The organism is Vibrio sp. 10N.286.51.B11 (assembly GCF_041469245.1).
Lineage (GTDB): Bacteria > Pseudomonadota > Gammaproteobacteria > Enterobacterales > Vibrionaceae > Vibrio > Vibrio crassostreae_C.
The window spans coordinates 13,264-35,582 of record NZ_JBFRKI010000004.1 but is presented as its reverse complement, the minus strand read 5'-3'; the positions used below and the strand labels follow the sequence as shown (position 1 = coordinate 35,582).

At 44.5% G+C, this 22,319-nt stretch carries 15 protein-coding genes, 5 tRNA genes and 1 pseudogene; 12 read left to right on the top strand and 9 right to left on the bottom strand.

The features are described from left to right. Window positions 1-8: 8 nt before the first annotated feature. Window positions 9-1,115 (bottom strand): efflux RND transporter periplasmic adaptor subunit, encoded by a 1,107-nt coding sequence (locus tag AB4154_RS02015; protein WP_017069625.1) that lies wholly within the window; start codon window positions 1,113-1,115, stop codon window positions 9-11. A gap of 18 nt (window positions 1,116-1,133) precedes the next feature. Further along, window positions 1,134-1,715 carry a TetR/AcrR family transcriptional regulator gene (locus AB4154_RS02010; RefSeq protein ID WP_017061961.1) on the bottom strand — a complete coding sequence of 194 codons (582 nt, stop codon included), beginning with the start codon at window positions 1,713-1,715 and terminating at the stop codon, window positions 1,134-1,136. Between the two features lie 180 nt (window positions 1,716-1,895). On the opposite strand from AB4154_RS02010, the gene rep reads away from it, so the two are divergent. Next, window positions 1,896-3,914 (top strand): DNA helicase Rep, encoded by a 2,019-nt coding sequence (gene rep / locus AB4154_RS02005; protein ID WP_017061960.1) that lies wholly within the window; start codon window positions 1,896-1,898, stop codon window positions 3,912-3,914. A gap of 81 nt (window positions 3,915-3,995) precedes the next feature. On the opposite strand, the gene AB4154_RS02000 is transcribed toward rep, so the two are convergent. Next, a complete protein-coding gene (locus AB4154_RS02000; protein ID WP_017063036.1) occupies window positions 3,996-4,409 on the bottom strand; it encodes a cytochrome c5 family protein in 414 nt (137 codons plus the stop codon). A gap of 298 nt (window positions 4,410-4,707) precedes the next feature. On the opposite strand from AB4154_RS02000, the gene AB4154_RS01995 reads away from it, so the two are divergent. From AB4154_RS01995 to AB4154_RS01945, 11 genes are all read left to right on the top strand, one after another. Further along, window positions 4,708-4,784, top strand: a tRNA-Arg gene (locus AB4154_RS01995). 49 nt (window positions 4,785-4,833) lie between these two features. Further along, window positions 4,834-4,909, top strand: a tRNA-His gene (locus AB4154_RS01990). Between the two features lie 77 nt (window positions 4,910-4,986). Next, window positions 4,987-5,063: transfer RNA gene (locus tag AB4154_RS01985), tRNA-Pro, on the top strand. Window positions 5,064-5,108: 45 nt separating this feature from the next. Further along, window positions 5,109-5,184, top strand: a tRNA-His gene (locus AB4154_RS01980). A 55-nt stretch (window positions 5,185-5,239) separates the two neighbouring features. Beyond that, window positions 5,240-5,316 (top strand) — tRNA-Pro (locus AB4154_RS01975). Window positions 5,317-6,206: 890 nt separating this feature from the next. After that, window positions 6,207-7,934: an ABC transporter ATP-binding protein gene (locus AB4154_RS01970; RefSeq protein WP_017060132.1), complete on the top strand. Its 1,728-nt coding sequence runs from the start codon at window positions 6,207-6,209 to the stop codon at window positions 7,932-7,934. A 94-nt stretch (window positions 7,935-8,028) separates the two neighbouring features. Continuing rightward, complete coding sequence (locus AB4154_RS01965; protein ID WP_017060133.1) at window positions 8,029-9,582, top strand: ABC transporter substrate-binding protein; 1,554 nt, start codon at window positions 8,029-8,031, stop codon at window positions 9,580-9,582. A gap of 178 nt (window positions 9,583-9,760) precedes the next feature. Further along, window positions 9,761-10,738: an ABC transporter permease gene (locus AB4154_RS01960; protein WP_017060134.1), complete on the top strand. Its 978-nt coding sequence runs from the start codon at window positions 9,761-9,763 to the stop codon at window positions 10,736-10,738. Window positions 10,739-10,740: 2 nt separating this feature from the next. Continuing rightward, entirely contained in the window at window positions 10,741-11,679 is a 939-nt protein-coding gene (locus AB4154_RS01955; RefSeq protein ID WP_017060135.1) for an ABC transporter permease, read from the top strand. Window positions 11,680-11,866: 187 nt separating this feature from the next. Beyond that, the gene (locus AB4154_RS01950; protein ID WP_102398028.1) at window positions 11,867-12,829 is read left to right on the top strand and encodes an SPOR domain-containing protein; all 963 of its coding nucleotides are present in this window, start codon (window positions 11,867-11,869) and stop codon (window positions 12,827-12,829) included. A 198-nt stretch (window positions 12,830-13,027) separates the two neighbouring features. Next, window positions 13,028-14,269, top strand: a complete 1,242-nt coding sequence (locus AB4154_RS01945; RefSeq protein WP_372058882.1) for an NADH:ubiquinone reductase (Na(+)-transporting) subunit B — start codon at window positions 13,028-13,030, stop codon at window positions 14,267-14,269. A gap of 92 nt (window positions 14,270-14,361) precedes the next feature. On the opposite strand, the pseudogene AB4154_RS01940 reads toward AB4154_RS01945, so the two are convergent. The 6 genes and pseudogenes from AB4154_RS01940 to AB4154_RS01915 all read right to left on the bottom strand — a co-directional run. Then, window positions 14,362-14,622, bottom strand: a pseudogene (locus AB4154_RS01940) (DUF6482 family protein); the annotation flags it as partial. Window positions 14,623-14,754: 132 nt separating this feature from the next. Beyond that, window positions 14,755-17,550, bottom strand: a complete 2,796-nt coding sequence (locus AB4154_RS01935) for a hypothetical protein (RefSeq protein WP_372122086.1) — start codon at window positions 17,548-17,550, stop codon at window positions 14,755-14,757. A gap of 119 nt (window positions 17,551-17,669) precedes the next feature. Further along, a complete protein-coding gene (locus tag AB4154_RS01930) occupies window positions 17,670-18,263 on the bottom strand; it encodes an ECF-type sigma factor (RefSeq protein WP_372122084.1) in 594 nt (197 codons plus the stop codon). Between the two features lie 2 nt (window positions 18,264-18,265). Continuing rightward, window positions 18,266-19,582 carry a serine/threonine-protein kinase gene (locus tag AB4154_RS01925; protein ID WP_017060141.1) on the bottom strand — a complete coding sequence of 439 codons (1,317 nt, stop codon included), beginning with the start codon at window positions 19,580-19,582 and terminating at the stop codon, window positions 18,266-18,268. Between the two features lie 183 nt (window positions 19,583-19,765). Then, entirely contained in the window at window positions 19,766-21,121 is a 1,356-nt protein-coding gene (gene gorA, locus AB4154_RS01920) for a glutathione-disulfide reductase (protein ID WP_372122082.1), read from the bottom strand. Between the two features lie 187 nt (window positions 21,122-21,308). Then, window positions 21,309-22,148 carry a 23S rRNA (adenine(2030)-N(6))-methyltransferase RlmJ gene (locus AB4154_RS01915; protein WP_017060143.1) on the bottom strand — a complete coding sequence of 280 codons (840 nt, stop codon included), beginning with the start codon at window positions 22,146-22,148 and terminating at the stop codon, window positions 21,309-21,311. Window positions 22,149-22,319: the final 171 nt, after the last annotated feature.

The window sequence follows — 22,319 nt, the reverse complement described above, 5'->3', positions numbered from 1 at the left end:
TCCTCCAATTACAGCATTGGTGTTTCAGCTGGCGGCGTCGTTGCATCACTTTCTACAACTCGAACTTTAGCATTGTTACTTAAACGAACTTGACCCGTTGTCACGACAACATCGCCAGGCTCTACGCCTTCCAGTATGTGAGCAATACTTTCTGTACGTTCACCTACTTTCACCACTTGTTGTTTCACACGCTGCACACCATCTTCTTCACGTAAAATATAAACATTGTCACCGTAAAGTGTGAAAGTGATGGCCGTCTGAGGCAGTGTCACTTGGTTTGCTAGTTTAGGTAGAATGATGTTAGCGCGCGCAAACATACCGCTACGTAACTTACCATCGTTGTTTGGGATATCGGCTTGTACTTGGATAAGACCACTTTGGATGCTAACCGCAGGCTCAATGGCACTAATAGAACCTTTAAACGGTTTTTCTGGGTATGCATCAACGAAGATGTCGATCGCCTGACCAACCTCAATACGAGAGATGTCATTTTGAGAAATAGTGAAGCGTAGGCGCATAACACTGGTGTCTTCTAGGCGAACGATGTCAGTGCCAGATTGTAGGTATTGGCCTAGATACACATTACGAATACCGACAGTGCCGTCAAACGGAGCGCGGATCTCGCGACGGGCAATCGATGCTTTAAGGCTTTCAATATCAGCCGCTAACGATAAGAAATTAGCTTCTGCTTCATCGAAGGCTTCCTTAGAGATAGAGCCTTTCTTGAATAGCCCTTGGTAGCGCTTGTATTTAGCTTCAGCAGCCGGTAAGCGTGCCTCAGAGCTTTTTAGATTGGCTTTCTCTACATCAGAATCAAGGCGGATCAGTTGTTGGTCATTTTTAACCTCAGTACCTGATTCGAAAGAAATTTGATCGATAACACCGCTGGTTTCGTTCGCTAGTGTCACACCTTGGTTAGGTTCGATGAAGCCGATAGCTTCAATCACTGGAACCCAGTCGATCGGCTGAACTTCAGTTACCGTTACTGGAAACTCTGGTTCAGGGCGGTTGGCCATATACTCAGCAATTTTTTGTTGTTTGAACATGTTAAACCCAATAACGCTGCCGAAAAGTAGTACAGCGATGAGTAACATGAAGAAAGTCCACTTTTTCATTATGGTCAAAACTCCGATCTAGTGTTTAATTATTGCGTCCCAACTGGCTTCGATTGCAGATTCTAGTTCTGCCTCATCAAGTTGGTAAAATCCTAAAGAATGCTTGCGTGCTAGAGAAACACTAGCCGCCAAGCTCAATCCACCTAATACTTCATTGTTAAGTGGTTTAAACAATCCTTGTTCTTTCCCCTCATTAAATAGCAGCTCAACTTGGGCAAACATTTTACGTTCTAGTTCCCTGAAGTTTAGGCTATTTGTGATGGGTAGAGAGTCATACTGAACCCGATTTTTTATTGCGGCTAAATTCGTTCCTGCTAAGTTCCATATGTTCAACCACATAGTACGGTAGCGTTGTTTAATTGGATCCGAATCATTAACCCCTTGTTGAACAGCATCAGCTACTCTTTGAGTCACGAGCATTCGAACATCTTCTATCAAATGCTCTTTATCATCGAAGTAGCGATAGATAGTGCCTGCAGCCACTCCCGCTTCTTTGGCTAATTTTTGCATTGAAAGGCCTTGGAAACCGACCTCTGCAATTAGCTTTTCAGCTGCAGAAAGTATTTGCTGGCGTTTATCCCGAGGTGCATGAGTTGTCATATTTCAACCACCAATGAATGAACGTTCATTCATTATAGCCTAATAACCACACACATGTGCAACAAAGTTTTACATAATCAGCGTAAAAATCTTGTATAAGAGAACGTAGCATTCGTGCTGTTGCAGCATTATTATAGGCGCGCAATTGAATTCGCCCCTCTAGACCAAACTGAGAATCAAATGAAACTGAACCCAAGACAAGATGAAGCCGTGAAATATGTTTCGGGCCCCTGCTTAGTATTAGCGGGCGCTGGATCCGGTAAAACACGTGTTATCACCAATAAAATTGCTTATCTGGTTCAGGAATGTGGCTATAAGGCGCGTAATATTGCGGCGGTGACCTTTACTAATAAAGCGGCACGCGAGATGAAAGAGCGTGTTGGGCAAACTCTAGGTAAGGGCGAATCGAAAGGGCTGATTGTTTCGACTTTTCATACCATGGGCTTAACCATCATTCGCCGTGAATACAAAGCGCTGGGTTTGAAAGCGGGTTTCTCTCTGTTTGATGACCAAGACCAGTTAGCTTTGTTAAAAGAGTTAACAGAGAGACAGATCGATGGTGATAAGGATTTGCTACGCGCTTTAATGAGCACCATTTCGAATTGGAAAAATGACATGCTGACGCCAGATCAGGCGAAAGCACGTGCTCAAGGCGAACAAGAGCAGTTGTTTGCATTCTGTTTTGAGATGTACCAGAAACAGATGAAGGCATACAACGCACTCGATTTTGATGATCTGATCGCGATGCCTGTATTACTACTGAAAACCAATCAAGAGGTGCGTGAGCGCTGGCAGTCGCGTATCCGCTATTTACTGGTCGATGAATACCAAGATACCAACACCAGCCAATATGAGTTGGTTCGTTTACTGGTGGGAGAGCGTGGTCGCTTGACAGTAGTAGGTGACGATGACCAATCTATCTATTCATGGCGTGGTGCAAAACCGCAAAACTTGGTGTTGCTGGGTGAGGACTATCCGAATCTTCGTTTGATCAAACTCGAGCAAAACTATCGTTCAACCAGTCGAATCTTACGTGCGGCGAACATCTTGATCGCCAACAACCCACACGTTTATGAAAAGTCACTGTTCTCAGAGATCCCAGACGGTGAAAAGCTCAAGGTACTGAATGCTAAGAATGAAGAGCATGAAGCAGAGCGTATTACCGGCGAGATCATCGCCCACAAGTTTTTGAACCGTACTGAGTACAAAGATTACGCGGTGCTTTACCGTGGTAACCACCAATCGCGCTTAATTGAAAAAGCGCTGATGCAGAACCGTGTGCCTTACAAGATCTCTGGCGGTACCTCTTTCTTCGCGAGAGCCGAGATTAAAGACATCATGGCTTACCTGCGTGTGTTGGTGAACCCTGATGATGACAACGCCTTCCTACGTATTGTAAACACACCGCGCCGAGAGATTGGTCCGGTGACGCTTGAGAAGTTAGGCAGCTACGCCAATATGCGTGGCAAGAGCTTGTTTGAAGCCAGCTTTGAGATGGGCTTAGAGCAGACACTGACGGGGCGTGGTTTAGAAAATTTGCGCCGCTTCGGTGACTGGATTGTTCGTATCTCAGACAATGCCGAGCGTGGTAATACGGTTGAAGCCGTTCGTTCTTTGGTTCGTGACATCAACTACGAAGATTGGTTGTACGAAACCTCAGCGAGCCCGAAAGCCGCTGAAATGCGAATGAAGAACGTCTCTGATCTGTATAGCTGGATTGTGGCCGATCTTGAGGGTGACAACTACGATAAAGAAGAGAAAACCCTGCGCGAGGTGGTTCAACGTTTAACGCTGCGCGATATGATGGAGCGTGGTGAGGATGATGACGATGCAGATCAAGTCCAATTAATGACATTGCATGCATCGAAAGGTCTAGAGTTCCCATATGTATTCCTGATGGGTGCAGAAGAGGGCATCTTGCCGCACCAAACCAGTGTCGATGAGGGCAACGTAGAAGAAGAACGTCGTCTTATGTATGTGGGGATTACTCGAGCGCAGAAAGAGCTGACTTTTACTAAGTGTCGTGAACGTCGTCAATATGGTGAATTAATAAAGCCAACACAAAGCCGCTTCCTCGATGAGCTGCCGCACGATGATGTGGAGTGGGAAAGCGTTAAGAAGCCTCAATCCGCTGAAGAAAGAATGGAAAAAGGGCAGGCGCACATTGCGAATATTCGAGCGATGTTCAACAAGAAGTAATGCCCTACTTTAATCGCACTATATAGAAGCCAATAAAAAAGGTGACCATGAGGTCACCTTTTCTGAATCTGGCATTTTTAATTACAGACCGGCAATCATGTGCTCGATAGCATCTTTGATTTCGTCGTCTGAACAATCCATACATGAACCTTTCGCTGGCATCGCATTGAAGCCGTTGATTGCGTGGTCAGCTAGAATGTCGCGACCTTGAGCAATGCGAGGACCCCAGTCACCAGCATCACCTGTTTTAGGTGCGCCACTTACGCCAGATGCGTGACAAGCGATACAAAAGGTACCGTAAACTGCTGCGCCATCACGAGGGCCTGTTGGTTCTGCGGCTACTGGCTCGCTGCCGACTAGGTAAACTTGGCCAACTGGTTTGATGCGTTCAGCAATTGCATCGTGCTCCGCTTCGCTTAGGCCTGCAGCCATTGCGCCAGTTGAAAAGGTTAAAACTGCGATGACAACGCTTAAAATTCGACGAGACATATCCATTAAACTCACTTTACATTCCCAAGGTAAGTACATGCTTACCAATTTATAGTGTTGGAAGGGTGTTTTGGCTTTAACCAGCAAAGAGCAACTGTTAAACCAATGTAAATAATGGGTGATTATATCCCGATAAGTTGTTGCAATAAACAACAACTTATAAGCTGTGGCGGGTTGTAGTACTCAAATAAGGGGTTTATCACATATTAACTGTCGAAAAAGAGACCAAACAGAGAAAAAAGTTAAAAAAGTACTAGACGGCATTGGGTGATATACGTATTATTCCACTCCGCCGACAGGGCATGCGCCTGTAGCTCAGCTGGATAGAGCGTTGGCCTCCGGAGCCAAAGGCCGAAGGTTCGAATCCTTTCAGGCGCGCCATCCGGTCTCTTACTTCGGTAAGTGAGAAATTGGCAAAAAAGAAATAATGGTGGCTATAGCTCAGTTGGTAGAGCCCTGGATTGTGATTCCGGTGGTCGCGAGTTCGAATCTCGTTAGCCACCCCATTCTTTCTTTACAAAATATCGGTAGCTTCGGCTTCCAGTGTTGATTCATTATTCCCAAGAGTCGATACAAAATTAGTCGGTGAATAGCGCAGCTTGGTAGCGCATCTGGTTTGGGACCAGAGGGTCGGGGGTTCGAATCCCTCTTCACCGACCACTATTTCAATAATCGCTTGTTAAGCGGTTATATAAAAAATTAGTGGTGGCTATAGCTCAGTTGGTAGAGCCCTGGATTGTGATTCCGGTGGTCGCGAGTTCGAATCTCGTTAGCCACCCCATTAATTTTGGTAGCTTCTTTGAAGTTCCCAGTTTGAGAAATCAAACGAAACGTCTCGGTGAATAGCGCAGCTTGGTAGCGCATCTGGTTTGGGACCAGAGGGTCGGGGGTTCGAATCCCTCTTCACCGACCACCTTAAGAAGCCTCGTCAGAAATGACGGGGCTTTTTTACGTCTGAAACTTAGATAACTTGAACAGAGTGGGGTTCGCCTGATGTTCAAAGAATGTCTCTTCACTGATCACTTAAGAAGCCTCAACTAGCCGTCCGCGTCAGAAATGACGGGGCTTCTTACATCTATCTCCCCTTCTTATATAAGACAGATTCCTAACGATCTGCTTGATAATGGTGCTGCTACAGAGTTGCTTTCTTTATCAAATGTACAGTTCTATATCTAATTTTATATAAATGGAGTGCTCAATAATTCGACATATTAATGGGTTTGGTCTAAAGACTTTTATGAAAAGTGAAACCTGACCCTAAATTTGCTCACTAAGGCCTGAATTTGACAGCTTTGTACGCATTTGGTCGTTCAAAAACTCCTCTGATTTATTAGGCCTTTCGTTTGTCTGTTTTGTATTTACCAAAATAATACAGATGGTTAAATGTATGGCTAATTAACGTTTATCTGGTTGTTTTATTTGTTCAAATTAACAAAATTAGCGCTTGTTTCTATAGTGTTAATTGTTTTTTGGAATAATTATTTGTTTTTAGTGACTGGTAGTGAGATCTGCTTTGAAGCACGGATTTAACTCTACAAGTAAGTAGTGGTAAGGAGTTTGTGAGTATTTCTTGCCGATAATATAATGTTGATTTTTCTTACTATATGCTCTTTTGGTGAATAGTTATGTGGCACTTTTGCTTGCTAAGCGTTTAATGTCGACTTTTTATCCTATTTTTGTTGCTTTTCTGTGAATTATTTGCCAAATTGTCAACCGTATAAAATATCAGAACAATATTCTGGTAAGAATGGATTCAATTTTGCAGACAGGGCAGAAAGCTGCCAAAGCAGTAGAGGTCTGGTAATGTCACTTTTAGAAGTAAAAAATCTTCGTATCGAATACCCATCTCGCCATGGAGTTCACGCCGCAGTTAAATCACTTTCGTTCAACATTGAACGTGGTGAGATTGTTGGTGTTGTAGGCGAGTCTGGTGCAGGTAAATCAACAGTAGGTAATGCTGTGATCGATTTGCTGAGCCCTCCTGGCCGCATTGCTAGCGGCGAGGTATTTCTGGATGGCGAAAAAGTCTCTGGTTTATCTCCTGAACAGATGCGTTCTGTTCGCGGCTCAAAGATTGGTTTTATCTTCCAAGACCCAATGACTTCTCTTAACCCTCTATTCACAGTAGAACAGCAGTTAAAAGAGACGATTCATGCCAACATGAAGGTTTCGGATCAAGAAGCCTACCAGCGCTCATTAGACTTGATGAACCAAGTGGGTATCCCACAACCAGAAAACCGTTTAAAGCAGTACCCTCACCAATTCTCTGGCGGTATGCGTCAGCGTGTGGTTATCGCGATCGCATTGGCAGGTGAACCTGACCTAATCATCGCAGATGAACCAACAACAGCACTGGATGTTTCTATCCAAGACCAGATCTTGGGTTTGATTCGCGACCTATGTATTAAGAAGAACGTAGGTTGCATGTTGGTCACGCACGACATGGGCGTGGTATCTAACGTTACCGACCGCGTAGCCGTTATGTATCGTGGTGACTTAGTTGAGTTTGGCCCAACAGCGAAAGTTCTGGGTACTCCTGAGCACCCATATACACATAGTCTTATCTCTGCGGTTCCTCGTTCGGATCGCAAACTCGATCGTTTCCCTCTTGTTAGCTACATCGAAGAAGCACAAGAGATGGAACCATTGGATGTGAAGAACCACTGGTTAGGTCAAAGCCAAGATCACCGTGATTACACTGGCCCTCTGTTGAACGTTGAGAACGTAAACTTACGCTTTACTACCAAAGATTCTTTCTTTGAGAGCCGTCGTGAGTACGTTCAAGCATCAAACAACGTGAGCTTTGAAGTGCATGAAGGTGAGACGTTTGGTTTAGTAGGTGAATCAGGTTCAGGTAAATCAACGATTGCTCGTGTGATTGCTGGCTTGTACGCACCAAACTCAGGCAAGGTAACGTTTGAAGGCGTTGATCTTACTGGTCTGAAATCTGAAAAAGAACGTCGCCCTATGCGTCGTCAAATGCAGATGGTTTTCCAAAACCCTTACACATCAATGAACCCTCGAATGAAGATATTCGACATCATTGCTGAACCTATCCGATTCCATAAGCTTACTCGCAACGAAAATGAAACTCGTCAGATCGTGAACGACCTGCTAGAGCACGTGGGTTTAGGCAAAATGGCTGGGGTGAAGTACCCACACGAATTCTCAGGTGGTCAACGTCAGCGTATTTCTATCGCTCGCGCTTTGGCGACTCGCCCACGTCTTTTGATTTGTGATGAACCAACATCGGCACTGGACGTGTCGGTACAGGCTCAGATTCTTAACCTACTAAAAGACTTACAAGACGAGCTAAACCTAACCATGCTGTTCATCAGTCACGATCTACCGGTTATTCGCCAAATGTGTGACCGTGTTGGTGTGATGCAGATGGGGACATTATTGGAGGTTGCGCCAACGGAGCAGCTGTTCCAATCACCTCAGCATGAATACAGCAAACAACTGATTTCTTTAATGCCTGAATTTACAGGCTTAAGAGAAGAAAAAGCAGTGGCACAAGCCGCGGTATAAAAATCAGCAGGCTGGAGTTTAGCTTGCTAACAACAATAAACAGACGCAAATACAACAACTAGGGATCTGGATTCCCGCATGAAGGAGTTATGCAATGAAAACCATGAAAAGCAAATTAGCAGTAGCTTTAATGGCAGCTGGCCTAAGCTTTAGTGCAGCAGCAGCAGATATTACCGTTGGCTACGCAGCTGACCCAGTATCACTTGACCCGCACGAGCAGCTGTCTGGTGGCACACTGCAAATGTCTCACATGGTGTTTGACCCTCTAGTACGTTTCACTCAAGAGATGGATTTTGAAGGCCGCCTAGCATCTAGCTGGGAGCGTGTTGATGAAACGACTTTCCGCTTCAACCTACGTAAAGGTGTGAAATTCCATTCTGGTAACGAACTGACTGCTGATGATGTTGTGTGGACTTTTGAACGTCTACAAGCTTCTCCAGACTTTAAGTCTATCTTCACGCCATACGAAAAAATGGTAAAAGTGGATGACTACACAGTTGAGCTAGTATCAAAAGCGGCTTACCCACTAGTACTACAAACAGCAACTTACATCTTCCCAATGGACAGCAAGTTCTACTCTGGCCAAACAGCGGAAGGTAAAGACAAGTCTGAGCTAGTTAAGCACGGTAACTCGTTTGCTTCGACTAACGTTTCAGGTACTGGTCCATTTATCGTAACGCAGCGTGAGCAAGGCGTTAAAGTAACGTTCGAGCGTTTCAACGATTACTGGGACACAGAAACTGAAGGCAACGTAGACAAGCTAACACTTGTGCCAATCAAAGAAGACGCGACACGTGTTGCAGCACTTCTTTCTGGCGACGTTGATATGATTCACCCAGTAGCACCAAACGATCACAAGCGTGTTAAAAACGCTAAGAACATCGATCTAGTGACGCTACCTGGTACTCGTATCATCACGTTCCAAATGAACCAAAACAGCAACGAAGCACTTAAAGATGTTCGCGTTCGTCAGGCGATTGTTCACGCAATCAACAACGAAGGTATCGTTAAGAAGATCATGAAAGGCTTCGCAACAGCAGCTGGTCAGCAAAGCCCAACAGGCTACGCGGGTCACAACGAAGACCTAGTTCCTCGTTACGATCTGAAAAAAGCGAAAGAGCTGATGAAAGAAGCGGGCTACGAAGATGGCTTTACGCTAACTATGATGGCTCCAAACAACCGTTACGTGAACGATGCGAAAGTAGCGCAAGCGTCTGCGGCAATGCTGTCTAAGATTGGTATCAAAGTTGATCTTAAAACTATGCCTAAAGCACAGTACTGGCCTGAGTTTGACCTATGTTCAGCAGACATGATGATGATCGGCTGGCACTCAGATACAGAAGATTCAGCTAACTTCAACGAGTTCCTAACTATGACTCGTAACGAAGAGACTGGCCGTGGTCAATACAACTGTTCTGGCTACTCAAACCCAGAAATGGATGCGATCGTAGAAGCTTCTAACACTGAAACTGACCCAGTTAAGCGTGCTGAAATGCTGAAAGGCGTTGAAGCAACACTTTACAACGACGCAGCATTCGTACCGCTACACTGGCAAAGTGAAGCGTGGGGCGCGAAGTCTAACGTAGGTGCAGCAGACGTAGTAAACCCAATGGTTATGCCTTACTTCGGCGACCTAGTTGTAAAATAATCTAGCTTGCTAGAATCGAGAGCCTGAAGCTTTTCAGGCTCTCAAATTATTAAGATATAGATTTAAGTTTCGGTATTTGGTCTTCCTTCAGTCTGGCTAAATACCTTTTTTAAGACTGAATTTTGTTATCTAGTCGCGGATTTCGACTAGATAGTCATGGATAGATAAGGGGCAAGGAATGGTTACGTTTCTGGTCAAGCGCCTGTTTCAGGCACTGATAGTGATGTTTGTGATCAGTTTGGTGGCGTTTGCCATTCAGGATAACCTGGGCGACCCGTTGCGTGAGTTAGTCGGTCAATCTGTTTCAGAATCGGAGCGTCAAGCGCTGCGTGATGAACTCGGCTTAAATGATCCCTTCATTACAAAATACACTCGCTTTGTGGGCGCAGCTCTACAAGGTGATCTTGGTACTTCATATTTCTTTAAACGCCCAGCTGTGGACGTAATCTTAGATAAACTAGTCGCAACGCTTGAGCTTGTGTTCGGCGCTTCTCTGATCATTGTTTGTCTGTCGATTCCACTTGGCGTTTATTCTGCAATACACCCAAAAAGCTTCTTCACTAAACTGGTGATGGCGGGCAGTAGTATCGGCATTTCTGTGCCTGTTTTCTTAACCGCAATCATGTTGATGTATGTATTCTCTATTGAGTTAGGTTGGCTGCCGTCGTTTGGACGTGGTGAGACCGCAAACTGGTTTGGCTGGGAGTCTGGTTTCTTAACGCTCGATGGCCTTGCACACTTAGTGCTGCCGAGTATTGCTCTAGCATCTATCATGCTGCCTCTGTTCATTCGTCTAGTACGCTCTGAAATGCTAGAGGTTCTTAGCTCTGAATATATCAAGTTTGGTAAAGCAAAAGGCCTAGCGCTGAACAAGATTTACTACCAACACGCTTTGAAGAACACAATGCTGCCAGTACTAACGGTAGGCGGTGTTCAAATCGGTACTATGGTGGCTTACACCATTCTTACTGAAACTGTATTCCAGTGGCCGGGTACCGGCTTCCTATTCCTTGAAGCGATTAACCGAGTGGATACACCACTGATTACCGCATACGTTATCTTCGTTGGCCTGATCTTCGTAGTAACTAACACCATTGTTGACCTGCTATACGGCATCATTAACCCAACAGTGAACATCACAGGGAAAGGAGCATAATCATGGAACAAACAACAACAGCTCCATCTCGTTGGGAGCGATTCAAGCAGTCAGACATTCTGTACTACTTCTTACGTGACAAAGTGGCAATGGTGAGCTTCGCTATCTTTGCAGCTTTCCTTGTTATGGCATTAGCGGCACCTATTCTAGCGCCAACAGACCCGTATGACGTGACGTCTATCGACATCATGGATTCTGAGTTGCCACCATCTTGGATGGAAGACGGCGAAGAACGCTTCCTACTGGGTACTGATGAGCAGGGTCGTGACATCTTATCTACGATGCTTTACGGCTCGCGTCTGTCATTGACGATCGGTTTCCTAGCGGTAGGTCTTCAGCTGACTCTCGGTATCATCATTGGCTTGTCTGCAGGTTACTTCGGTGGTCGTATTGATAGCTTCCTGATGCGTTTTGCCGATGTTCAGCTTTCGTTCTCAACCATGATGGTTGCGATCATTGTCTCGGCCATCTTCAAGGCGAGTTTCGGTAGTGACTTCTACGCGCAATATGCGGTTGTTATGCTGGTGGTGATCATCGGTATTGCTGAATGGCCGCAGTATGCTCGTACGATTCGTGCATCGGTATTGGCAGAGAAGAAGAAAGAGTACGTAGAAGCGGCACGTGTGATGGGCTTTAGAGCGCCTCGCATCATGTTCCGCCATATTCTGCCTAACTGTTTATCACCGATTTTGGTTATCTCTACGGTACAGGTGGCAAATGCCATCATGTCAGAAGCGGCACTTTCTTTCCTCGGTTTAGGTCTTCCGGTAGACCAACCGTCACTCGGTGCCCTGATCAGTACTGGTTTTAACTACATTTTCTCAGGAGCATGGTGGATCACAGCATTCCCAGGTGTGCTTTTGGTAACATTGGTTCTCGTTATTAACCTATTAGGCGACTGGTTACGTGACGTGTTTAACCCGAAAATTTATAAAGGGTGATAGCCCGGTTTGATTTTTAGTAAAAAAAGTCACTAAATTAAGAGCCGTAAGCAATTACGGCTCTTTTTTTGCTTAATGGATCTGGAACTTAGTATTATTGACAGTGTCAATAATAGTTAAAATGGAATTCATGTTTTATCGACATAGATTCGGTAATAATTAGCCCGCAAGGGTTTAAGTGGTGGTTATGAAATTGACAATGAATGCTGTATGTCGTGCTGTGACGAGAAATTATCGTATGGGACTTATCGCTGCATCTCTTTTGGTATCGAGCCAAGTGAATGCAGAGTCGGTTCTATGTGATGCAACTCAGGCAAGCACCAACCAATTACCACAGCTAGAGCAATCATGTCCGATCGGTAAGGGCGTGTGGGGCAGTAAAGCACCAAAACGTCATTCAGATAACGAACTGTTTTGGGTTCAATGTGGCCTGCTGAACAAGCCTCTGTCACTGAGCAGAGCAAAGCCTCTGTATGAGAAGATCTCGACCAACGTTTGGATGAAGCCGGAAGGCGGAGACTACCGTTGCTTAATCGGACCTTACTCTACCTTCTCTGATGCGAGAAAAGACCTAACTCAGGTACGTAAGGTTCCTGGTTACGGTGAAGCCTTTATTCGAATGGTTGATAAGTCGAAAACCTCATCACAGCCTATTGTGGCAAAATCAGCAGAGCCAAAAGCGGTTAAGCCCAAGGCTACTGCAAAAGTAGAAGCTAAGCCTGCCCCGAAACCTGTGGCTGCTAAGCAAGCGGCGGCGGTAACGAGTGCGGCAGCTATTCAGACGCTACCAAGCGGCAACGCGAGCTCAGACAATGATCTAGAGATCGAGATTCGCGTGAAAGCAGACGTTGCGGGTAGCCAGTATGCGATCCCTTACCTTCTAGACCATCAACAACAGTTCTACATGGAGCAAGGTAAGCCTTGGAGCCGCCTAGATTACGATAGCGCTGAATTGGTGTGTAATCAGGTCAACATGAAGCTGATGAGTGAAAAGCAATGGCAGAGCATCTTGAACTCAAAGGTTATGGAAAAACAGAACTGGCCAATGCATCTCCCTTATTGGGGCGCAGATAAGAAAGGTCTGTTTACCAACGGTAACGTCAACCAATTGAAAGGTTCTTCATTGCTTAATGTGATGTGCGTTAAGTAACGACGACCGTTACCAAACCAAATAAGCCTCAGCCATTGCTGGGGCTTTGTTGTTTATACACCCTTCTTTTTCAACATAGGTTTGACTTATAGACTCTCGTTCTTCAAGACGAATTTGATTAAAAATCGCTAAAAATTGTTCAAATAGCACGGTTGATGCGTAGAAAACCATAACTCAAGCAATAAGGTGATTGAGATTATGAGTTTAAAAAAACGATTAGAAGACGTGGCTCCACGCTTTGAAGCCGGAGGGAAGTACGAAAAGCTCTACCCAGTGTATGAGGCTTTCGCGACAATATTTTATACACCCGGCAACGTAAATCGCGGCATAACCCATGTTCGTGACAGCATTGACCTAAAGCGCATCATGATTCTGGTGTGGTTGGCGACCTTCCCGGCAATGTTCTGGGGGATGTATAACGTCGGACACCAAAGCGTCCTCGCACTAACCTCCAGTTATCAATTAAATGAACTTGCCTCGGTTATCGAGAGTAGCTGGCGTCTGTCGTGGGCATTTGGTGATGCGCAGTCATTGATGGCAAGTGGCTGGGCAAGTCAGATGTTGCTTGGTGCACTCTATTTTCTACCCGTTTATGCCACGGTGTTTGTGGTCGGTGGTTTTTGGGAGGTGTTGTTTGCCGTTGTACGTAAGCACGAAGTTAATGAAGGCTTTTTTGTTAGCTCTGTGCTGTTTGCACTCATCCTCCCGCCAACCATCCCGCTTTGGCAAGCCGCTTTAGGTATCACCTTTGGTATCGTTGTCGCCAAAGAGCTGTTCGGTGGTACAGGACGAAACTTCTTGAACCCAGCCCTTGCAGGCCGCGCGTTTCTCTATTTCGCCTATCCAGCCAACATGTCGGGTGGGCTTGTGTGGGTTGCCGCTGACGGCTATTCAGGCGCGACACCACTGAGTCAATGGTATGAAGGCGGCAGCACGTCACTGATCAATAACATGACTGGCGAGGCGATCACTTGGATGGATGCCTTTATCGGTAATATTCCAGGTTCGATGGGTGAGGTGTCGTCACTGCTTATCATGCTGACGGGGTTGATTCTGATAGCGATGAAGATAGCTTCTTGGCGCATTGTCGCCGGTGTGATTATTGGTCTCGTTGTGACATCTAGCTTGATGAATTGGATAGGGTCAGAAACCAACACGATGTTTTCGATGCCGTTCTACTGGCACTTTGTGTTGGGTGGTGTAGCGTTTGGTACCTTCTTCATGGCAACAGACCCTGTATCTGCCGCGTTTACCAATCAGAGTAAGTGGGCTTACGGGATCTTGATTGGTGTTATGACGGTCGGTATCCGAGTGCTCAATCCTGCTTATCCAGAGGGCATTATGCTGGCTATCTTGTTCGCCAACCTGTTCGCTCCGCTGTTCGACTTTGTAGTGAAAGAGCAGAACATTAAACGAAGACTTAAACGGACATCGCGCTAATCTAAGTGGTTAAAAGGGAAAGTCAATCCCATAAGAAAGGCTTGCATTGATGCAAGCCTTTCAATTTTTATCGCGATTGATTTGAGGTTGATTTAACTCCACTTCAAATCAATCTCGAAAGGTTGTGTGCTACCACAGTGTTCACCACACATTTCGTCGTAGGCGCTGTTATGAACCAGCATAGCTGATGCGACACCTTGGTCGCTAAAGTGATCGCGTGCTTGGTTAACACTCAAAAACTTCATAGGATGCTGGTGGTCATCTTTAATTAATTGCTTTTGCTCGCCAATAACTTGGTAAGCCAAGTAGATCCCGCCTTCAAATGATTCAATTAGTAGATTCATAATGAGCTCCGCTCTTTTAGTGTTGGTTTGTTTTCCGTACGCGGAATTTCCGCTGAAGGTTCAGATCGTACGCATAAAAAAGCCTTGTCGAGAGCGACAAGGCTTAATGTTAGTTAAATTATATGTTGAACTAATTCAACTTTATCTTGCGAAACTAAACAGGATGTCTGCAAATTTACCAAGTTTTTCTTCTTTCACTTCACCATGAATGGTTCTAATACCGCTCGTGATTGGAGTGATAGAAGTAAAATCGATACCACAGCTGTTATTTTTCGCAGAATCAAAGTACTGCACTTCCCAGGAAAACGGTGTTCCCGACATTGAGTACACGTCGAATGTGTAGTTTGCTTTTACTTCTTCACAGCTCATTTTAAGGTAAATGTCTGCATCTGATACACCACTCTCACACATGTTAGTATCAGTGCAATTGTCATCTACATCATTCATAGCTGCGTCAACATCCATATCATTAATGTTGCCATTTTGGTCAATATAATGAAGAGTACCTTCAACCCATACGTCATCAGTAACGCCATCAGTAATGCGTTGAGATATTAAGGCATTCAACTGTTGTGGAGTAGTATAGGCAGGGTGCATTTCCTCAAAAGTCATACTTTCTACTTTGTCGTCAATTGAATAGTCGAAAGTTTCTGTATTTTGGAACACAAAGTAGTCTTGGTACTTTTGAGCACTATAGCGAATAGTGAATGATTCATCACCATCATTGATATTAAGTACATACCCCCCACTAGCATCAATAGTGTATGAACCAAGTGACTCAAAATTATTGTTGTTAGCAGGAGACGACGAAGTATTAATCTCAGGGCAAGAAGTAAAGCTGTCTTGAGTACGAGTGTATGCGTAGAGCGTTTGTGTTTCTGAATCGAAATATCGAACCTCACAAGCTAAGCCTGTACCTTCATCATTGTAGTTTTCTAGTGCTGATTGATACAAATATTGGTCTTCGATAGATGTTGTGGGAGGTGTAACATCTCCTGGCTGAACGTTAGGCAACCTAAACGTTACCATTTCTGATTCAATATCATTTTCCTCACCACCCGAAAAGTTGATCCCCTGTGCGATATACAGAACAACATTATTGGTCTCTGAAGTTGGGCGCCCACTTAATGTTACGAAGCCCGAACTATCAACACTTACCGATACACCCGGAATCGGGTTGCTTGGCGCTTCATTATCATGTGGCGCATAGTGAGCGTAATATTCAATATCGCCCGAAACCTTTGAGCTAAACAGATTTGCAACGCTGAAAGCTTCTTCAAAGTCTTTACCAACAGTCAGTGACCATTGCGTCGTAATTTGTGCTTGTAGATCTGCTTCTAACTCTTCGTTAATACTGATGCTGCCAGCTTGCACTGGAGGCATTGTAAAGTTCGCTGGTGCAGACGCTAAGAAGGTTGAAGTGTGACCATCATCAGCATGAATGGTGAAGTTTACCTTGTTGCTATTAACCTTTTTTGGGTAACCCGTTATGTGAATTACGCCAGATACTGAATCGTACTCAGATTTAAGACCAGGAACTGCACTGTCGATATTTGTTGTGTATGTTAGGTGAGAATCTTCACGATCTTCAAACAACGTATCTACTGGGATCTCTCCGGTAAACTGGGCACCTTGGATTAGATTCCATGTAGATACAATTTCAGTCTGGATTCGTGTCTCTTCCGTATCCACAATGCTTGGAGGTGTGTTGAGTAGGTCAACATCGAATGAAAAAGTAGTACGCAGTGTACTGGTTACTTTCGCATCTTCATCTTGTGTATCTTTGTCTTCTGCTTCAAACGTAATTGTGTAACTGCGCTGCGGATTCTCCAATGAGCCTGAACTTGATAATGTTAACGTAGTACCAGTTTCGTCAAGCTCAGCAGTGATCTCTCCTTCTCCATCAATTTTAACTCTAGGCCTTACCGGAGTTAGAGCACCGTCTACTGAATACTTATCTTCAAAAAGATTGTTTGGTACTTCAATCGTTTCTAAAACAGTATCTGTTTCGGTAATTTTGAGTGTATGGATCTGTTTCTGGATCGCTGATGCTGCTGATGGATTAACTAACAACTTAAAGTTGCGAATAGCGGTCTCTGGCTCAGTTGGATCAATGATTGGCCTGTCGTTTACCAGGTTCTCATCGCCCATATTGTCTTCTGTAACGATTTCTTCTGATTTTTCAGTAGCCGTGTCCGTGATTACCTCAATTTGTTTTTCGTATTCTGAAGGGTTTTTCGCTTTTGACTCCGTAAGAATCTGCGCAGTTTTATGAAGTCGAGCACTTTGCAGGTTGCTCTTAGAGTCTTCGACAAAGTCAGAGAAAAGATCAATCGGTGCTTCTTCTGTGCCCCCAAGGTTGCTACTTACTGCTGATACGGCAGCTTCAAGTGTGCTGTTATTTTTGCGCATCTCGATAGCGACTAGATCGGTAATTGGAGATATAACGACACCTTCACTGCCATCAACCTTTGGTGTGCGCAGTACGACAGCGTTGGACATAGGTTGGTCCGGAAGGTCCATATCTCTTGTATATAGATCTAACAGTTTATCCAGTGATTTTGTATTGTCAGGAAGAGTACTCAGTTTCTGAGCCAGCTCTGGAGTTACATCGCCAGGACGGAGTGTTTGTAAACCTAGGCTGTGTTTGACCTCTGTATTTTTCGGTAGTGTTAATTCACCGTTTTCGTCTGTTAGACCGAACACAGTATCGATGTCTAGATTCAGTTTCCCGTTGTCGTCCACATCAGCAAACACTACGGCGTTATGGAAGTAGCCATCAAACCCCTTTACTACAATACTACTCGATTTATCACCTGAATTGCCGCCAGGAGGAGTACCATCATTGCCAGGGGTATTACTCGTATGGGGGCTATCACTCCCACAACCTGTTAAGCCTAGTGCCACCGCAGCCGCTAATAACGTTACCTTTTTCATTTTTTATCCTTACTCTGAAGAGTAATTATTTTTAGGTTAATTAAGATCTGTGGCGTTTTTACCTTTGTAGAATGGATTTCACAAGACACGAAATTTGAGTGAAATACCGTAAATTATTTTCAATAAATTGGGTTGTGCTGCGTGTTTATTTTCCTCGTTAACCAACAGCGAGAAAACTTTAAATCCTTTTCAATTAGGCTGTCGCTACAGGTTAGTAGCTGGCTAATTTCTTGAGTTTGAAGCCCCATAAGGTATTTCAGTTTGAATGCTTGTGATTGCCTTGGGTAATTCAAAGTAAAGTGGTCAACAGCCTTATCCATAATAATTAGCTGCTCGAAATGCCTTTCTTCTTGAGGGGGAACTTTTGTGGGGAGTTGGCGTTTCTGTGCTTGTTGACGTCGAGCGTTATCGATGAGTATTTGTCGCATGATTTTTGCTGCTATTAACAGAAAATCACGAGTGTCTTTTATTGATTGAGTATCAGCAAAAGAGAGCTTTAGGTAAGCATCGTGAACTAACGCCGTTGTGTTGTTGATGCTATTCCAAGAGACCCAACACTTTTGCTCATGCTTGGTCGTGCTCCTTTTTCTCTCTTTTTGAGCGAGATCGTAGAGGTGGGCGTAAGCGAAGCGATAGAGTTTCTGTTCTGCCCATTTATGCCCCGCTTTCCAATCTCTGATGATCGACTCTATATTAGTCAGTTGGTTACTCATGGTTAGCAGTTTCCTTTTGTTGATTCTGTCCTAGTTGTTTGTGGGGCAATGATTCGTAACAGTTTCATCTTTGTTTTTTTTGGTATACCAGGATCGCCTAAAACCGCTTTATGGGTATGTTTCAGTACTGTATTGATCGATACTTTCGACTTAGGGCTCTCTTTTATTTGAGAAAGCGTTCGGACAAATTGCCTTGTGACTCTTTCTGAAGCGCGCTTTTCTATCTGAAGTTGTTGGTTTTTTTTGATCAAAGGCGTGTAGAAACCTACACCACACCAAATGAGCACAGTAGATAAGGCGCATTGAATTGGACGGCGTTGGCATAGCTTCAGAGCGGAATAAAATGGTTGGTCTTGATATGCGGAGATTGGACGACAAGCGATCAGCTGCGTAATGTCGTTATAGAGTTCATTGGTGCTCGAATAGCGCAGTAAGGCGTGGCGTCGTGTCGCTTTTTGAATTATGCAGTTTAGATCCCCCTGACTTATCGGTAGTTTAGGAAACATGAAGTTTAAGATCTTTCCTAGAGCGTAAATATCGCATTGGACTGTGGGAGGGCTTCCGCTGATTTGCTCTGGACTAGCGTAGTCATGACTGTAGGCATTGATTGTGATTGGGAAAGCAGATAATTGGTCACTGATTCCTCTCATTAAATTAAAGTCGAGTATCTTCGGGTGACCTTCACAATCGATTAATATATTTTCTGGCTTTAAATCGGTATGCAGAACTTGGTGTTTGTGTGCGTGTGAGATAGCAGCGCATATCTTTAAAAATAGATTGAGCTTCTTTGTTTTGTTTAATGCATACGTAGCAAGGTATTCACTAAGGGTACAACCTTTTATGTGTTCCATTACAATATAAACAGACCCTTCATGTGTCCCTCCATCGATCACCTTGGTTATATATGGGTGATTCAACGTCGCAAGCGCTTGTGCTTCTTGAAACAGATACTCTTTATCTATGAGGTGAGATAAAGCGGGTTGAATGAGTTTTATGGCAAGATCTTGATGGAATGTCTTATCCACTCGAGTAGCAGCATAGACAACACCAATACCTCCACGACCTATTTCGTAAGACAGGTGGTACTTATCAATGTATGTATCAGAATAAGTCGCTTTTTTGTTTGTAGCTTGGAGGGCGCCTACACCAAATATATGTGTAATAGGCTCTAGCTCTGAGGTGCAGATAAAGGGATAAATCTTGTCATATAGATCGACTTGGTGTGCTTTTAATTCTTTTAGATATTTTGTTTTTTCTGCCTCAGATAGATCCAATAATTGATAAAAAAGATCGGTGATGCGGGTGTTGGCTACTGACATTATCACTTGTTCAAGAATTACTATGAACGGGATTCTATAAGCACGAACTATAGATTTTGCTGAGATTTGACAATCTTTTATAATTTTTTACATATCAGTACGTTGTGCGTTCTTTTTTTGTTCAAGCTGGTTAATAAAAAGCAGGCCTAAGCCTGCTTCTTTCTTCAATCTTATGATTTGCGATTAACGCATCGTCACAAATTCTTCGCTGCCAGTTGGGTGAATCGCCACAACAGAGTCGAAATCTGCTTTGGTTGCGCCCATCTTCATTGCAACGCCGAAGCCTTGAATCATTTCATCAACCGTGAAGCCGATGCCGTGTAGGCCAACTACAGTCTCTTCTTCGCCAGCACATACTAGCTTCATCTTACAAGGTTGACGGTGCTTGGTTACCGCTGTGTACATAGCCGTGAAGCCAGACGTGTAAACCTTGATGTTGTCTTTGCCGTATTGCTCTTCAGCTTCTTGAGTCGTTAGACCAATTGTGCCGATAGGCGGGTGGCTGAATACAACCGTAGGAACTAACTTGTAGTCCATCTTCGCGTTTGTTTGACCGTTGAATAGACGCTCAGAAAGCTGACGACCGGCTTTAACAGCAACAGGTGTTAGCTCGATACCGCCTTCCATGATGTCGCCAACACAGTAGATGCCAGGAACGTTGGTTGCTTGGAACTCGTCTACTTTGATGTAGCCACGGTCGTTCGTTGCAACGCCAGTTGATGCTAGGTTGATAGCGTCAGTGGCTGGGTGGCGACCGATAGCCCAGATTAGGTGGTCAACGTTTTGAGTGTTGCCGTTCTCTAGGTGCAGAGTCAGTGTGCCATCCGCTTCTTTCACAACTTCTTTAGGCACTGAGTGCGTGTGAAGTGTTGGACCTTCTGCTTCCATTACTTCTACTAGCGTTTCGATGATCATTGGATCGAAGCTACGTAGTGGAGATTCTTTACGACAGAACAAGTGTGTTTCTGTGCCTAGTGCGCTTAGTACACCTGCGATCTCAACTGCGATGTAGCCAGCACCGATAACCGCAACGCGTTTTGGTTGCTCCATTAGGTCGAAGAAGCCATTTGAGTCGATGCCGTATTCTGCACCTGGGATGTTTGGAATTGTTGGACGACCACCTACCGCGATCAGGATGTGATCTGCTGTGTAGTGTTCACCGTTCACTTCAACTGTCTTTTCATCAACGAACTTAGCAAAGCCTTTGATTACGTTTACTTTGTTGTTACCTAGTACGCGGTCGTAAGATTGGTGGATACGACCAATGTACGCTTGGCGGTTTTCAATCAGCTTGCTCCAGTTAAAGCTTTTTACTTCAACGTCGAAGCCGTAGTCCTCAGAGTATAGGTTGATTGCTTCAGCGACTTGAGCGCCGTGCCACATTACCTTTTTAGGAACACAACCAACGTTTACACAAGTACCACCAAGGTCTTGAGCTTCGATAAGTGCAACTTTTGCACCGTGCATAGCTGCGCGGTTAGCCGATGCGATGCCGCCTGAACCGCCACCGATACAGATGTAATCAAAATGAGTCGCCATTACTTTCTCCATTTATTGAAGGTTGTAGTCACAGTGAGAGCACTGGATACCTACGTCCTATAGATTCTTAAATTGTCTAATTATTATATTGAGGGCAGATCGGTTGAACTCAATCTCCCTGTTTAAAATTTATTCGTCCACATCACAGTCTGTTGAAGATTCTTCAGTCTATGATGTGGACTCGAGATTACTCGGGTACGATCCACTCTACTTTGAAGTGACCGGTCGCTGGCGCAATTGCTTCCTTCAAGAATGGAAGAATCTCTTTCATTTGGCTTTCTAGCTTCCAAGGCGGGTTAATCACGATCATGCCTGATGCCGTCATGCCACGCTCGTTGGTGTCTGGTGATACGCCAAGTTCGATTTGTAGAATCTTGTTGATGCCTAAGCCTTCGAGACCTTCGATCATATCTTCGATATCACAGCGATTTACTACCGGGTACCAAATTGCGTAGATACCGGTTGCCCAGCGCTTGTGGCTTTGAGCGATTGCAGTCACGACATCACGGTACTCTTTTGCCAGCTCGTAAGGCGGGTCGATCAGTACTAAACCACGACGTTCTTTTGGTGGCAGGCTGCCCTTTAAGCGCTTAAAACCATCTTCTTTGTAGATAGATACCTGACGATCACGGTGGAACTCTTGCTCAAGCAGCGGGTGATCGGCTGGGTGAAGCTCAGTCAGTACCATGCGGTCTTGGTCACGCAGGTGTGCACGTGCAACACGTGGAGAACCCGGGTAGTAACGCAGTTTCTCGCCATTATTGAGAATGGAAATAGACTCAAGGTAGCTTTGAATGTCTTCAGGAAGGTCTGTTTGCTCCCACACACGAGCAATACCTTGCTTGTATTCACCGGTTTTTTCAGACCATTCATGCGTTAAGTCGTAACGACCTACACCAGAGTGAGTGTCATGATAAACAAAAGGCTTATCCTTTTGTTTCAAAGAATTAAGAATAAGGCTCTGTACGATATGCTTTACTACGTCGGCATGGTTACCTGCGTGGAAGCTGTGGCGATAACTTAACAAATTAAACTCTCGTAACACTCTCGAATTAGAGTGTGGTTAGTGTAGGTGGGGTTAATCAGACTATTATAACCCTCAATGGACCATAAATTCTCGAACAATTCAGGAACAGTCGCTAGCAATATGCAGTTAGTTATTGGTTCTACTATTGAAATTTGCCTTGTTGGGCACTAT

Coding starts and splice junctions, on each gene's coding strand:
- AB4154_RS01925 (WP_017060141.1), bottom strand. CDS start 19,582: ATGTCAGTAGCCAACACCCGCATCACCGATCTTTTTTATCAATTATTG.
- AB4154_RS02010 (WP_017061961.1), bottom strand. CDS start 1,715: ATGACAACTCATGCACCTCGGGATAAACGCCAGCAAATACTTTCTGCA.
- AB4154_RS01960 (WP_017060134.1), top strand. CDS start 9,761: ATGGTTACGTTTCTGGTCAAGCGCCTGTTTCAGGCACTGATAGTGATG.
- AB4154_RS01965 (WP_017060133.1), top strand. CDS start 8,029: ATGAAAACCATGAAAAGCAAATTAGCAGTAGCTTTAATGGCAGCTGGC.
- AB4154_RS01930 (WP_372122084.1), bottom strand. CDS start 18,263: ATGAGTAACCAACTGACTAATATAGAGTCGATCATCAGAGATTGGAAA.
- AB4154_RS02000 (WP_017063036.1), bottom strand. CDS start 4,409: ATGGATATGTCTCGTCGAATTTTAAGCGTTGTCATCGCAGTTTTAACC.
- AB4154_RS01935 (WP_372122086.1), bottom strand. CDS start 17,550: ATGAAAAAGGTAACGTTATTAGCGGCTGCGGTGGCACTAGGCTTAACA.
- AB4154_RS02015 (WP_017069625.1), bottom strand. CDS start 1,115: ATGAAAAAGTGGACTTTCTTCATGTTACTCATCGCTGTACTACTTTTC.
- AB4154_RS01970 (WP_017060132.1), top strand. CDS start 6,207: ATGTCACTTTTAGAAGTAAAAAATCTTCGTATCGAATACCCATCTCGC.
- AB4154_RS01950 (WP_102398028.1), top strand. CDS start 11,867: ATGAAATTGACAATGAATGCTGTATGTCGTGCTGTGACGAGAAATTAT.
- rep (WP_017061960.1), top strand. CDS start 1,896: ATGAAACTGAACCCAAGACAAGATGAAGCCGTGAAATATGTTTCGGGC.
- gorA (WP_372122082.1), bottom strand. CDS start 21,121: ATGGCGACTCATTTTGATTACATCTGTATCGGTGGCGGTTCAGGCGGC.
- AB4154_RS01955 (WP_017060135.1), top strand. CDS start 10,741: ATGGAACAAACAACAACAGCTCCATCTCGTTGGGAGCGATTCAAGCAG.
- AB4154_RS01945 (WP_372058882.1), top strand. CDS start 13,028: ATGAGTTTAAAAAAACGATTAGAAGACGTGGCTCCACGCTTTGAAGCC.